The organism is Cupriavidus sp. BIS7, assembly GCF_000292345.1.
Classification (GTDB): Bacteria; Pseudomonadota; Gammaproteobacteria; order Burkholderiales; family Burkholderiaceae; genus Cupriavidus.
This window is the reverse complement of record NZ_ALOU01000010.1, coordinates 164,907-179,141: the sequence shown is the minus strand read 5'-3', so window position 1 is coordinate 179,141 and position 14,235 is coordinate 164,907. Positions and strand designations below refer to the sequence as shown.

Genomic DNA, 14,235 nt, shown 5'->3' with positions numbered 1-14,235 from the left:
CGTATACCGCTCGATTTGCCGGGCGGGATGCCGCGAACACGTGGCCCGATATCAACCAACAATTCGTTAGTCAATAGAACTGGAGACCGTGATGGAACCAGTCAAAAGACTGCTAAGTGACAGCGCAATTACCATGAAGGTAAGAGTTGAAATGTTTGCGGCGAAGGGCCTCAATTCCACTGGCATCAAGGTCAGCACCAACAATGGGGTGGTGCATCTCGGAGGCAAAGTGAAGGATGATAACGATCACCTGGCGGCACTCAAGGCGGCCATATCGGTGACGGGAGTTAATACCGTGGAAGATGAGATCCAGGTTGGCGGGTAGGCGGCAGCCCCGTTTGGCATTGATATCGTGTAGCACTGGCTCGCCGGCTGACTCCCAACGGCCGCGACTTGCGCGGGCTGTGATTTTGTTTAAACGAATCGACATGGAAGAACAGGAGCAAACGCCATCCCCGTTGACGTCAGCCAGCGAGGATACGAGCAAGGCGGAACCGGCCCAAGCCGAACCGGCCGCCGTGGACGATGTGGCGGCCCAGATCGCCGCACTCGAAGCCAAGGCACGCGATCACTATGACATGTTCCTGCGCGCCGCAGCCGAGTGCGAGAACATTCGCCGTCGCGCCCAGGAGGAGGTGGTCAAGGCCCACATGTTCGCGATCGAGACCTTTGCGGACCACCTGCTGCCCGTGATGGACAGCCTGCAGGCGGCGCTGGCAGATGATTCCGGCGACATCGCCAAGCTGCGCGAAGGCGTCGAACTGACGGCCCGCCAGCTCAGCAGCGCCTTCGAGAAGGGCGAGATCCTCGAGCTGAATCCGGTGGGCGAGAGGTTTGACCCTCATCGCCACCAGGCGATCTCCATGGTGCCCTCCGAGCAGGAGGCCAATACGGTGTTAGCCGTGTTGCAGCGCGGCTACCTGATTGCCGATCGTGTGCTGCGCCCCGCACTCGTGACCGTGTCGGCACCGAAGTGAGACCGTCTGCAGTCAGCCGACCGACATGACATGGCTATACCCAAGAGCTGCGTTCCACCCTTGGTCGGATCGAAAAGCCTGGACGATAGGGATAACGTGGGGTCAGATTCAGTTCCGGCGTCCGGATACGGCCCTTCCAAGGCTGGCAGCGGGGTGCTGGCGATCCAAGGAGACACGTATGACAACTGAAGCAAAATGCCCGTTTCTTCATCCTGCAGGCGCCGGCCGGGCGCTCCAGGAGTGGTGGCCAGAGCGGCTTAACCTACATATTCTGCGCCAGAACTCCTCATTGTCCGATCCGATGGGCGAGGCCTTCGACTACGCGAAGGAGTTCAACAGCCTTGACCTGGCCGCCGTGAAGAAAGATCTGCAGGCGTTGATGACTGATTCTCAGCCGTGGTGGCCGGCAGACTTTGGACACTACGGTCCGTTGTTCATCCGCATGGCATGGCATGCCGCAGGCACCTATCGCATCGGCGATGGGCGTGGCGGCGCCGGTGCTGGCCAGCAGCGTTTCGCACCGACCAGCAGTTGGCCGGACAACGTTGGCCTGGACAAGGCGCGCAGGCTGATCTGGCCGATCAAGCAGAAATACGGCCGCAAGATTTCATGGGCCGACCTGATCGTGCTGACCGGCAACGTGGCGCTGGAGTCGATGGGATTCAAGACATTCGGCTTTGGCGGCGGGCGAGAAGACGTCTACGAGTCGGACGAGTCCGTCTATTGGGGCAACGAATCCGTGTGGCTGGAGGACAAGCGCTACAGCGGCAAGCGTGACCTGGAGAATCCGCTGGCGGCAGTCCAGATGGGCCTGATCTATGTGAATCCGGAAGGCCCGAATGGCAATCCGGACCCGCTTGCCGCGGCGATCGACATCCGCGAGACGTTCCGCCGCATGGCGATGAACGACGAAGAAACGGTTGCGCTGATCGCGGGCGGCCACGCATTCGGCAAGACGCATGGCGCGGGTCCTGTGTCCCATGTGGGGCCGGAACCCGAGGCTGCCGGCCTTGAGGAACAGGGGCTCGGCTGGCGCAGCAGCTTTGGCACCGGCAAGGGTGGCGACGCCATCGGCAGCGGGCTGGAAGTGATCTGGACCACCACGCCGACCAAGTGGAGCAACGACTACTTCAAGCACCTGTTCGAGTATGAGTGGGAGCTGACGAAGAGCCCCGCCGGTGCGAATCAATGGAAGCCGAAGGGCGATGCGGGAGCCGGTACCGTGCCCGACCCGGCCGATCCGTCGAAGCGTCGTTCACCCTCCATGCTGACGACCGACCTCTCGCTGCGCTTCGACCCCATCTACGAGCCGATCTCGCGCCGCTTCTACGAGAATCCGGAGCAGTTGGCCGACGCATTTGCCCGCGCCTGGTTCAAGCTGACCCACCGCGACATGGGGCCGCGCGTACGCTACCTCGGCCCTGAAGTCCCGAAGGAAGAACTGCTCTGGCAAGACCCGATCCCGGCGGTTGACCACCCGCTGATCGACGCGCAGGACGTGGCCGCGCTCAAGGCCAAGGTGCTGGCGTCGGGGCTGACCATCCCGCAACTGGTGTCGACCGCGTGGGCATCGGCCTCGACCTTCCGCGGATCGGACAAGCGCGGCGGCGCCAACGGAGCGCGCATCCGCCTGGCGCCAATGAAGGACTGGGACGCCAACCAGCCGCCCGAACTGGCGAAGGTGCTGGCCACGCTGGAAGGCATCCAGGGCGAATTCAACAAGGCGCAGAGCGGCGGCAAGAAGGTCTCGATGGCCGACATGATCGTGCTGGCCGGATGCGCTGGCGTCGAGCAGGCGGCCAAGAATGGCGGCCACAACGTGACGGTGCCGTTTTCGCCCGGCCGCATGGATGCTTCGCAGGAGAAAACGGACCTGGACGCCATGGTGGTGCTCGAACCGATCGCCGACGGTTTCCGCAACTACATGAAGGGGAAGCTCCCGATCCGGGCCGAGGCATTGCTGGTGGACAAGGCCCAATTGCTGACGCTGACTGTTCCCGAGATGACAGTGCTGGTAGGCGGCATGCGCGTGCTGGACGCCAACTTTGGCAAGTCGCAGCATGGTGTCTTCACGAATCGTCCTGGAGCACTGACTAACGATTTCTTCGTGAATCTGCTCGACATGCGCACGGAGTGGAAACCCGTGTCGGACGAAAAGGATGTATTCGAAGGACGCGACCGCGAGACCGGCGCGCCAAGATGGACCGGCACGCGTGTTGACCTCGTCTTTGGCTCGAACTCCGAGCTTCGGGCAGTCGCCGAGGTCTACGGCGCTACAGATGGCCAGGAGAAATTCGTCCAGGACTTCGTGGCAGCGTGGAACAAGGTGATGAACCTTGACCGCTACGACCTTAGGTGACATGCGAAGCAAGGGCACGGTGACTATGGGGCACGTCGCGAGACCGGCGCTTTCAAGCTCGCTGCGTTTCGTCCAAACGTCATTTGAAGAAAATGATGACGGACACCGCTTTGCCGCAGCCTTTACTCCAATTATGTACAGGCTGGCTATCCGACGAGCCTGGCTCTTTTTGCCGTTCGGCCTACGGTTCAGGCTTGGATGGGATCGGCAAAGGTCTGCTCGACAAACTCCCGCAACTGACTCAGGTCGGTTCGGGCATACGCCGCCGTGGTCTGCACCGAGGCGTGCCCGAGCAGGGCCTGTGCGGCCGGCAGCGGCACCTGGTGGTCGACCACCAGCGTGCGCGCATAGGCATGACGCAACCAGTGCGGCGAGGCCTTGCGCAGCAAGGCCTGCGTGGCGTGGTTGTCCGGCAAGCCGTTCGCCACAGCATCCAGGATGGCTTTGACCTCGCGATACAACCCGGCGGCCTGCAGCGCCTCGCCCTTGTTGCCGTGGATCAGCGGCAGCGCTTCGTGCGTGGGCGGCTCGGCGGGCAGCCCACGCGCGAGCCGGTAGGCGCGCACCACGATCACACAGGCCGACGGCAACGGAATGGCGCGGCGCTTGTCGCCCTTGCCGTGCACGTACAGGGTCCAGCGCTGCGGCGCCTCGGCCTCCAGGCGCGGCAGGCCCGTCTCGGCTGACCACGCCAGCTCCGCGAGGCGCACGCCGGCGTAGCGGAACAGCGCCCAGATCGCGCGTCGGCGCAGGATCGCCAGCGCGTCGTCCTCATCGGCTATCGGCGTGGCGCACCACGCGTCGCACGCGGCCAGCAACGCCGGCGGCAGCAGCCGGGTGGGCGTGAAGCCGGCGCGGGCCCGGCTGCCGGCGGACAGGCCCGCGGCCGGGTTCGCCTGCAGATAGCCGGTGTCGTACCAATAGCGGTACAGGCTGGCTACCACCGCGAGCGCGCGGGTGCGCGTCGCCTCGGCCAGCGGCCGACTCTGGGGTGTCGGGCCCTCACTGCGGCCGTCGGGGCTGCCCACGCCCTGCTGCAAGGCCTGGCGGTAGGCGAGCAGGTGCTGGCGCGTCAGGTCGGACAATGGCCCGAGCCCGTGCGCGTCGCACCAGGCGATCAGGCGGCGCAGTTCGGTGCCGTAGGCGCGCAGCGTATGCGTGGAGCGCCCGCCGCGGTCGCGCAGGAAGAGCGCCAGCGCCTGCGCGTCGCCGCGGGCGCCGAGCGTGTTGGTGACCGCATCGGGCTGCGCGAAGCGTCCGGCGCGCGCCAGCCACGCCAACGTGCGCGCATCCTGGGTCGCGAGCCACGGGCCCAGGACTGCAGGCGTCGACACCGGGCTCGCAGGAGGTAGAGTGGGGGACTGTTGAAAGCGGCGCCGGTGCGTATGCAGCAGCCGGGCCAGGACCGTTTCCGGGCTTGGCGCCTGCGCGGCGGCAACGGTACGCACCCGCCCGCGCTCCCAGACCTCGACCGCCGCGTCGTGCGCCAGCAGGAGCTTCATCACCGCGGGTTGCGCGGCCTTGGCGTCGGCCAGCGACCCATGGCGACGTTTGAGGCCTGCGAGCGTCCAGTGCGCGTAGACCGGATGGCCGAGCGCTGTGGCCAGGTAGGCCAGCGCCCCCTCGACGGTGGGCGGCAGCTGGCGCGGCGGCACGGTGGCCGTGTCGACCCACGCGGCCGGATTCATGCGCGGCTCCCGCGCTTGGGCGCAGTCCTGGTGGCGGGCTTGCTGGCCGCTTTGGCTGCCTCTTTGGCCGGCGCGTTCGTCGACGATTTTGCCGGTCCGGGCTGCATGGGGGGCGCCGCGGCGGCGAGCGTCGCGCGCAGCAGCTCGTCAAGCTGGGCGCGCTGGCTGGCATTCACGGCCTTCAGGGCGCTCGCCTCGCCGGCGGCGGTCTGGCGCGCGGCGCGCTCGCCGGCGAGTTCTGTCTCGAGCCGGCTGCGCTCCTGCTCCAGCCCCGCGATGCGCCGCTCGGCGAACTTCAGCTGCGACGCGAGCTGGTTACGCTCGGCCGCCAGTGCCTCGCGCTGGTGCGCGGTTTCCTGCAACAGCTGTCTGGACAGGCCCTCGTAGCGCGCCTGCGCACTGGCGATGGCCTCGGCCTGGGCCCGCTCGCTCGTCCGGACCTGCTCGTGCGCGGTGGCCAGCGCCGTCTCGAGTTCGCCGGTGCGCACGGCGAGCGCTTCCGCGCGGGCCGCCTCGGCGGCGGCGCCCGCGCGCGCCTCTGCCAGCGCGGTGTCGCGCGCGGCCAGCTGTGCACGGGTCTCGGTCAATTCCTGCCGCAGCAGTTCGACCCGCAGTTCGGCGTCGGTGTGCGCGGCGTTGGCCGTCTCGACGCTCGCCCGGGCCTCGCGCTTCAGACGCACCACGTCGTCGAGCTGCACCGCCACCGCGGCCTGCCAGAGCGCGCGCATCGCCTCGGCGATCTCCTCGGGGAGGTCCGGCAGCGCCAGCTCCGCGAGACCCGCGCGTACCACCTCGGCCTCGATCGCATTCAGGGCCCGCGAGAGCGTCGCCGGATCGCCCCCGCCCAGGCGCGCGCGCAGCTTGCGCACCGACACCGCGCGGCGAAAGCGCGCGGCGGTGGGGGGCGCGGCGTCGCCGGCCTCGGCCAGCATGGCCAGCACGGTGGCGCGGATCTGTTCGGGGGTGGCGGCCAGGCGGGACATGGCGGGCTCCGGGGTAAAAACACCTTCACTCTACCATACATAGCTAACGTTAGAATCATCTATAAAATGAGGAAAACGCAAGGTTAAACACGATAAATCGCATTATCAGACCAAAACGGGGCGCAAGGCCTCGCAGACCGGCGGCCGGGACCTCGCCGGCACTCAGAAACGCTGGAAACAGAGGAAAAAGGACCAGTCAGCAAGTGACTGATTTGACGGGAATTTCAGCGGAGCATCACCCGGAAACCCGCCTGGATGCTAGGGGTGGCTACCCCGGTAAATTGCAGCGAAATCAAGGGGACCCCTTCATTGACAAATACTACGCGTCGTCAACTGCGGTGAACAATTACGAGGCACAATTTCGTTTCGCAAGGGCGAATTGGTGTGTATTGGGCTCAAGGAAACACATCAATCGCCGATTCATGATGATGAACTAGGGCCGAGGTACTCGGAAATTAGCAGCACCAATTTCCTCACAGGCGAGACTATTAGCCAGATTGAAAAGGATAGAAAGGCAACGTCGTCTCGACGAAAGGAGCCAGTAGATGATCTCGTGAAATTCCAGGACTGGGGCGAGAATTTCTAGGCGTGGCCCGGCGAGATGTGGCGCCAGCCTAGATATGCCTTGCGTCTACAGCGGTTACAGGGGCTGGCGCCGACGAGCGACCGAAAATGACTGCAAACGTCTGACGTCGCTCGCCTTCTCCGCCGTTCGCGCTTTGTTCATCAAGTGACCGAAGTTGAGCCCATCGTGCATTAGCGCGCCCGGCTAAAGAGTGCAGCCGCGGCGACCCGGCGAAGCACTTTCACGCAGAATCCTTGAGTTGAATGGGTAGTTCATCAGGCGACAGCCGTCTATGGCTACTGGCGCCAGCTTGCGAGGTGATCCGCTACAAACGCCTCGAAGGGGATGGGCGCTCGCCCCAGCAGATTCTCGACATCGGGGCTGACCTCCGCCGTATAGCCGGCTGCGATCACGCGGTTCAGGCTCATCAGCGTAACGATCGACCACTCGTCCACGCCCGCGTCACGCATCGATGAGATCGCCGCATCATCCGGCACGGCCACGTAACTGATGCTGCGCCCCAGGGCCGCGCCGATGCACTGCGTCACGTCGGCGTTGGAGAGCGCCTTGCCGCCAGTCAGCGTGTAAGTCTTGCCGGCATGCGCGGCGGGATGCTGCAGGATCGAAGCGTTGACGGCCGCAATATCGCGAGCGTCGATGAACGACACCTTGCCGTCGCCCTGCGCGAGATAGAGCGTGCCGGCGCGGATCATGTCCCCGTAGAAGGTCAGGAAGTTCTGCATGAAGCAGTTGGGCCGCGTCAATGTGTACGCAATGCCGGACTGTGCCACCAGTTCATCAATCTCGCCTTGCACGCGGCCTATCGCGGCAGGGCTGGCCGGATCGGCGCCGGCGCCCGAGGATCGGACGATATGGCTGACGCCAGCCGCTTTGGCGGCGGCAATCGCGTTGCGGGCCAGTTCCGCCATGTTGCGTTGCAGCGGGAGCAGCAGGAACAGCACATCGACGCCGAGCATCGCGGACGCCAGGCTCTTTGGGTCCGCCAGATCGCCGTGGCGGGTTTCGACACCCTCGACCGCCTTGCCTGTGGATGACATGGCAATCACATCCGCGCCGGCCGCCTTAAGTTGCTTGATGAGTTGGCGACCCACCGTGCCGGTGGCGCCAGTAACGAGAATGCTGTTTGACATGGGGTATTCCTCTTGTCAGAGAGGTGGGTTCAGAGTGCCGCCAGACGGGCGTAATAGGCCGTGGCGGTACGGTCGAGGGCTGCGTCATCGAGCATGCGCACGCCTGTGACCGCAAAGATCGGTTCATAGCGCATGCCGGCGAGGTTTGCGGTGGCCTGTAGCGGCCGCAGTAACTCGCTCAGGGTGAACTGGTTGTAGCCTCCGGCCTGGTAGGCATCGGACGGCCCGCCCGTGGTGGTTGCGATCATCAGCTTCTTGCCGCGCAGCTTGTCGCCCTCCGAGCCGTAGGCGAAGCCGTACGCCAGCACGGCGTCCTGCCACTCTTTCAGTATGGCAGGCGTGCTGTACCAGTAGAACGGAAACTGGAGCACGATGGCATCGTGCTCCAGCAACAGGCGCTGCTCGTGCTCAGCGTCGATGCGCAGGTCGGGGTAACGCGCGGTCAGATCATGCACGGTCACGTTGGCGAGCGTGGCGGCGGCATCAAGCAGGGCGCGGTTCACGCGCGATGCGCCCGGATTGCGATGCGCGTAGACAAGCAGGATTCGGCTTTCGGACATGGAGGGAAGCTCTTGGTTTTCCAAACGATGGGCGCCATTCTGGCGCATTTGATTCGCGCCAGATAGTCCATAATTGTCGAATCAATTTCAACGATTCGGATCGAATAGACGTGGAAGACCTGCGTACCCTCGAAAGCTTTCTCAGGACAGTGGAGTCAGGCAGCTTCTCCGCTGCGGCGGGCCGGCTGGGTTTGACGCCCGCGGCCGTCAGCAAGCACGTGGCAAAGCTGGAACGGAGCCTCGGCGCGCGGTTGTTTCAGCGCACCACACGCAGCCTGGCGCTGACCGAGGCCGGCGAGCGTCTGTACGCGGAAACCGCCGCGGCGGCTCGCACGCTGACCCAGGCCATGGCGACGCTAACCGAACGCGACAGCCAGCCGGCGGGCACATTACGCGTTAGTGTCGCACCTGGGTTCGGGCGGCAATATGTTCTGCCGCTCATGCCCGCGTTTCTCGAGCGTTACCCCGGCATCCGGCTCGACTGGAGCTTGGAAAACCGCCATGTGGATCTGGTCAAGGAAGGCTTCGATGCCGCGATTGGCTCTGGCGTCGAGGATGACGCCAACGTGGTGGCGCGCGAACTCATGCCGATCCGGCTGCTGACGGTGGGTGCGCCCGCTTATCTTCGTCGGCACGGCACGCCCGAGACGCTCGCCGATCTTTCGAGCCACGATTGCATCCGCCTGCGTTCTGCGACCACAGGCCGGCTGCGCGAATGGGCCTTCGATGTCGAGGGTGAAACGGTGACGGTCCCGGTCGACGGGCGCCTAGTACTGACCGATCTGGACGCGATTTGCGACGCAGCCATCGCGGGCATGGGGCTTGCGAGGCTCGGCGCACATCACGTCTTGCCATATCTCGACGATGGTCGGCTTATCCGGGTTCTTGCGGGGTATCCAGCGAGCGGTGGAAACATTTACGTCTACTACGCCCATTACCGGCTCACGCCGCCCAAGGTGCGTGCATTTATCAATTATCTGACCGAATCATTCACTCAGGGCGGCTGGCTCACGCGCATCGACGCCTTCAATTGAGTGCCCTACCGGCGCGTCGTGCGGGCGAACTTGGGGGCATTGCCAGCTAGTTGCGAATCGTGGCGTAATCGAACTACTGCTACCGACCCGTTGCCGCCAGCCGGTCCACAAGGACGGCGAGGACCGTTCTCAGGACTTCATCGGCCATCCACCTGGAATCGTGTGCTGCTCGTTGCTGAGCGACTTGTCGATCAAAAAAACACTCCGCAAACCTCCGGTAAAAATTCTTAAAATGAGATATAAATATTCCTAAAATCGTAGCTGGAACATCTAGAAACCTGCAATCCGAAGTTGTGGGCATTCTCATACTTTTGGCCAATTGCTTATACGAATGCGCGGACTATCGTGTTCGCAAGGGGCGTCCACACCAGGACTTCGTGTTCCTGCCCTCTTGTCCTGGACCGGCTTTTGGGAGAGGAAGTGGATGCTGGTTGGTCGGAGTGATTCGAGCTTGGCTTCCTTTGATTTCTCTTTCTAGTTACTACACTAATTGTTGCTGGAGGACATCATGGCATTCAATGAGGTGGGACTTTATTGGCTAAAAAATGGTAAGAGCGTGCGAGCGGAGATTACCTATGGATTCGGGGAAGACCATGGGGCGCAGTGGATTATGGCGCACCCTGAAATAAATAAATTGTCTTATCCACAAGCTGGACATGCTTCGTTTGTCGTAAATGATTTTACGAAAACTTGCGATTGGTCGCCAGATACCGGGCAATTTTATTATAATTATTGGGTTACCATTAGAAATGACGGAATCGACACATATTTTAGCCTGCAAGGCGGCGGAAACATCTAATAAAAACAATGGCGATCTAAGGAGAATTATTCATGTCAAGCAAGCATCTAATTGTCATTACAGACGGCTCCGGATCGATTGTAGCTGCCGCCATCGAAAATTCAGAGAATTCTGGAATAAGGGTGGGCATCTACCCTCACAATCCTGAGGACAAGATGTATAAGATGCTTGATGTTCCTGAGGAAATATTCAAACAAAAAGACGGAGAGGATTTTCAAAGAGTGATCAACGCATATTTTAATTCAGCTCATGCAAGAGTTAGATTGATCAATCATAATGCCCTTACATTGAATCAGAGGGTTGCACTTTTTGCCAAAGAAATCCCTGCGCAGTAAAGCCAAAGGGGTGAAAAGCGGTTCGGCCACAGTGCGACGGCTATGAGGGAAATCGGCAGGTCAGGACATGGCCGGGAAGGTCGGTCGTTCGAATGTCTGCGTTGAGACGTCGGTCAGAGTCCGTAGAGATAGTTTCACGAGCCAAATCCAACGAATCAAATCGGAGGTCGGATCGATGTACAGCTATTCTGTAAAGGTCCGAAATGACGCTTATTTGTGGGGATCCGCGGGTGTCACGGCAGACCTTACAGAGCCGTTACTTCTCGTCGTGCACAACGATTTACTGGGTGACCCAGTGACCCTCAGTTCAAAAAACGCGGTTGGAGAGACAAAATTGGGCGCTCTTCAGCCAGGCGAGTGCTGGACGATACCACTGCTTAATCTGCGCGGCGTTCGTGCAATGTGCGAGACCGACAGCACACTTACTTGCAAGATCTTGCTCCCTTATGTAGTGGATCATGCGTGAATGTAAGGAGAAAAGCAGATGGCACTCGGTAAAGCAATCAGGCTCAGTGTTCGTCCAACACAGTCGGCGGATCTCTGTTTTCCAATGGACGGTATCATTGAGTTCCTATCAGAGGATTTGATCGGGAGGACAGTAAATGCCTTTGACATGGTTTCCCTCCAAGATAAATTGGAGCCAAAGGTGGAACTCCCCGCTATGACGTCCCAACTGGTGACCAACTCAGGCAGTCAAGGCACCGTCAATATCTTCGCCTTGCCCAAGCCAGTGGGCGACGATCCCTACATGATCGAAAGCGCATTCGGAAATTCCATACTTTGCCGTCTGCGCGCCAAGGACATCGCCAACAATTTGACACAGGCCCTCGCATGGTACGGCCTCAAAAAGAGCGCGGATCAATCCGACGAAGCAGTGAAAGTAAAAATTGGTTTACTTGGAAAAACCCCTACTGACCAGAATTCTATTACGACCCTTCTCAATAGACTTTCGGTCGTTCTTAAGAGTCGAAGCGATGTATTAGATGATCTGTATAAGTCCGATGGTCTGCAGGTTGTGAAGGACCCAACATCGACGAGCGACTCCCGAACGAGCACTACCGGTGGCCAATCATTCGACACAACATCACATACTGATACAACGTATCGTGGGCACGAATATCAAGTTCCGCCGGCCGACAATACGGCTCGATATTTACGTTCAGAAATATCGCTGCGACAAGAAAGACTTGCCGCCTATCGCTTGGTAAAGCTGAACTCCAGCGAGAATGTTCTCTACGCAAAGGCGGTGACCGCGGCGGACATTAGAAGAATTCAGCTTGGGTACATCAACACATTTTTAGTCGCGCCCTTTGACGGCGTCGTGACCGCGGTCTTCCGCAATGTCGGCGAGTCGGTTGCCGTAGGTCAACCCGTTCTTCGACTAGAGAACGATAAAAACGTCTTAATCGTTGGCGAGGTGAAATACAGGGGGCTCATTCGCGTCGGATATACAGCAAAAATAACGACGACGCTGTTCGGCGAGGCTGGAGCAGCTCCTGTCGAGGTTGACGGAGTCGTTTGTGCCGTCCGGGGACATGAGTCTGTTGATGAGCAATGGAACGTGATGATCCGTTGCAACAACGAAGGTCCTGCGGGTCGAATTCTTCCGTTGAACTACAACTTTGAATTCGAAAACACATTAATCTCTTTCGATTCCTAATATGGACTGGGCCGATTTACTTGAGGCCGTTTTCGGAGGTGGCTCGTCTTCAGGGGGAGGCGGCAAGGGCCTTACCAGTGCTTGGCAGTTCGGGCTAGCACAGTATTCCTCGCAGGTTCCTGTTATTGGCCAATACGTTGGATATTACCTGACGGGAACCGAAGATTTGTCCGATCTTACGGGTGAACTTCCCGAATCAGACGTTCGGGATCCGTTTGGCTTCGTTACCATTGACGACGATGCCCCCAGGAGTGAACGGCTTGGCGACTGGGGAAGTCCAGAAGAAGGGCGGAGCGAAGATAATTCAAGAAGCCCATGGCTTCATGATCGCAATCAAATTGCGGACAATTCCGGGACCTTCGTGGTAGGCGCGTCTTATAAAGAGAATACGCTGAATTTAGATACGTTATTTCCGCGACAGCCGGGGCCACTAGGGGCCACCATAGAGCCGGATGGCATTGAGACTGTCTACATCCGGGGGATCCACCCGGATCGGTCGAATAACTCTTCCGGTCAGCAGGCCGTAGGTATCCCTCCCGACTTTTGGCGCCATTCGGGCAGCCATGGAACCTTCGTACGGCCAGAGCGCATCTTTGATAAATATGAACGGCCTGGCCCTCGCCCGGAGAATGCAGCAACTCCGCGCGAAGAGCTATGGAGTCCTCCGCCACCGCAGGCTCCCGAGGGTCCGAGGAGTCTTGGTGATTGGTTTTACCAGGATTCCAAAGGAGGTTTTTGGCTTCCACCGGAAAAGGGGGACTTGTTCACACTGAACCCACCTATCGATACTGGATCAACGCTTACGAATTACTTAGCCAATGGTTGGCTTAGCGTTGGCAACCTGATGGGGGCGTTCATCAATCTCCCGTTTGAGATTCTTACTGCGTTCGACGATGCGATGCGTCGTTCATCATTCAGCCAGGAATGGGATGCTTTCCAGACGATGGATCCCTTCATACCTGCCATGGGGCTCGCTGGGGAAGGGGCAGCTGGTTTGCGCTACCTGAGTATGTGGCTTGCTAACGATGAACGTTTGCAAGGTGCACTCATGTCCATGGCCTTCAGTAGCATGTCGGTGGGAGGCATTTGCGGCGGCGCCCCACTCCGCCGCATTGCTAGATCCGGGGCAAGGCGGACGTCGATGAGTAGCGGGGCGGCTCCGGCTGCGGGGCGTTCCGTCGGCAGTTCTAGTGCCCTACGGACACGGTTCATGCGAGAGATGCTTGAAGTCATCCTTTCCGACAAGAGGCATCCGCTGAGGTTTCTCGTGGACCTACAGACGCAAGACTGGAGAGGTCGTAGCCATCTTGCTGATGCTCCTTCCGTACAAGCGGGCCATCTGGAGTCAAACTGGCTCGTAAGAGCGGTTGGAGGGGTGGAGCGTTTTGCGGTTGAAGATGCTTTCCTCAATCAATACACGAACTGGACTGGCGAAACCGGCGGCAAGGTGGCGATGTTGAAGGAGGCTGTGCTCGTCAAAGGCGTCTTCGTCGAGTGGAGAACGCTAAGACTCTGGGCGGAGATGGAGCCGACGCTTGGCAAGTTTCTGAAGGCTGCACGAGTGCTCGGATGGACGGGCGAATAGCGCCTTGTCGTGGTCTAATTTCCTCGGACACCTCGATAGGGCCCCATCGCCCCAGAGGAATAGACGAGCATGACAGACAAGAAATCGCGCGAAGCGTTAGATGCAGCATTCAAGCTGCAGGGAGCGCTTCTAGGCACCCCCATCGGCACGCACGTTATGGTGGGTGCGATAGACCCCGCGGCTCGGTCGCTTGGTCTGGAGGCTGCAGAAGAAGCCAGACATCGCCGATGACCCGGACAGCATGTGTACCGACCGACCCGTCCTGGCTCAGCGCCGGCAGGAATTGCACGCCAGTCCAGCGAATTCCGGACTTCCAGTCCAACAAAAGCGCACGTAGTCCAGCTAATTCCGGTTTCCTACAACGGACATGGCGGCCACGAGAAACGCCACGAGTAGGGAACGCGTTAGACTCAATAAACACTCGCCGCGGCTCGAACACGGAAAAATCCGCCTCCTGCGCGGTCGGTTTATTCTGCTCAACACTCGAAGGTCCGTTGGCAAAACCAGAGCAGCCGTTCGAGCGTCAGCGCGCGTACGCC

12 protein-coding genes are annotated in these 14,235 nt (G+C 60.5%); 8 read left to right on the top strand and 4 right to left on the bottom strand.

Going from position 1 to position 14,235, the window contains the following annotated elements; genetic code table 11:
• Nucleotides 1–91: 91 nt before the first annotated feature.
• The 3 genes from B552_RS0104730 to katG all read left to right on the top strand — a co-directional run bounded on the left by B552_RS0104730 (nt 92) and on the right by katG (nt 3,336).
• Entirely contained in the window at nt 92–325 is a 234-nt protein-coding gene (locus tag B552_RS0104730; protein ID WP_019447863.1) for a BON domain-containing protein, read from the top strand.
• A gap of 103 nt (nt 326–428) precedes the next feature.
• A complete protein-coding gene (grpE, locus tag B552_RS0104725) occupies nt 429–977 on the top strand; it encodes a nucleotide exchange factor GrpE (protein ID WP_019447862.1) in 549 nt (182 codons plus the stop codon).
• Nucleotides 978–1,155: 178 nt separating this feature from the next.
• Entirely contained in the window at nt 1,156–3,336 is a 2,181-nt protein-coding gene (gene katG, locus B552_RS0104720) for a catalase/peroxidase HPI (RefSeq protein WP_026035335.1), read from the top strand.
• 188 nt (nt 3,337–3,524) lie between these two features.
• Here katG and B552_RS0104715 read toward each other — a convergent pair whose 3' ends face one another.
• The 4 genes from B552_RS0104715 to B552_RS0104700 form a co-directional block, all read right to left on the bottom strand.
• Entirely contained in the window at nt 3,525–5,024 is a 1,500-nt protein-coding gene (locus B552_RS0104715) for a tyrosine-type recombinase/integrase (RefSeq protein ID WP_019447860.1), read from the bottom strand.
• Nucleotides 5,021–6,007, bottom strand: coding sequence for a DNA-binding protein (locus B552_RS0104710; RefSeq protein ID WP_019447859.1), 987 nt, complete (start codon nt 6,005–6,007; stop codon nt 5,021–5,023). The genes B552_RS0104715 and B552_RS0104710 overlap by 4 nt, the downstream gene beginning before the upstream one ends.
• 861 nt (nt 6,008–6,868) lie before the next feature.
• Nucleotides 6,869–7,723, bottom strand: coding sequence for an SDR family oxidoreductase (locus B552_RS0104705; protein ID WP_019447858.1), 855 nt, complete (start codon nt 7,721–7,723; stop codon nt 6,869–6,871).
• A 29-nt stretch (nt 7,724–7,752) separates the two neighbouring features.
• A complete protein-coding gene (locus B552_RS0104700; RefSeq protein ID WP_019447857.1) occupies nt 7,753–8,283 on the bottom strand; it encodes an NAD(P)H-dependent oxidoreductase in 531 nt (176 codons plus the stop codon).
• Nucleotides 8,284–8,393: 110 nt separating this feature from the next.
• Here B552_RS0104700 and B552_RS0104695 point away from each other — a divergent pair, with 110 nt between their 5' ends.
• The 5 genes from B552_RS0104695 to B552_RS28735 all read left to right on the top strand — a co-directional run bounded on the left by B552_RS0104695 (nt 8,394) and on the right by B552_RS28735 (nt 13,696).
• Complete coding sequence (locus B552_RS0104695; RefSeq protein ID WP_035879413.1) at nt 8,394–9,317, top strand: LysR family transcriptional regulator; 924 nt, start codon at nt 8,394–8,396, stop codon at nt 9,315–9,317.
• A 508-nt stretch (nt 9,318–9,825) separates the two neighbouring features.
• Entirely contained in the window at nt 9,826–10,116 is a 291-nt protein-coding gene (locus B552_RS28745) for a hypothetical protein (protein WP_157160180.1), read from the top strand.
• A gap of 32 nt (nt 10,117–10,148) precedes the next feature.
• Nucleotides 10,149–10,451 (top strand): hypothetical protein, encoded by a 303-nt coding sequence (locus tag B552_RS28740; RefSeq protein WP_157160179.1) that lies wholly within the window; start codon nt 10,149–10,151, stop codon nt 10,449–10,451.
• A gap of 484 nt (nt 10,452–10,935) precedes the next feature.
• Nucleotides 10,936–12,111, top strand: coding sequence for an HlyD family secretion protein (locus B552_RS0104690; RefSeq protein ID WP_019447855.1), 1,176 nt, complete (start codon nt 10,936–10,938; stop codon nt 12,109–12,111).
• Nucleotide 12,112: 1 nt separating this feature from the next.
• The gene (locus B552_RS28735; protein ID WP_157160178.1) at nt 12,113–13,696 is read left to right on the top strand and encodes a polymorphic toxin type 5 domain-containing protein; all 1,584 of its coding nucleotides are present in this window, start codon (nt 12,113–12,115) and stop codon (nt 13,694–13,696) included.
• Nucleotides 13,697–14,235: the final 539 nt, after the last annotated feature.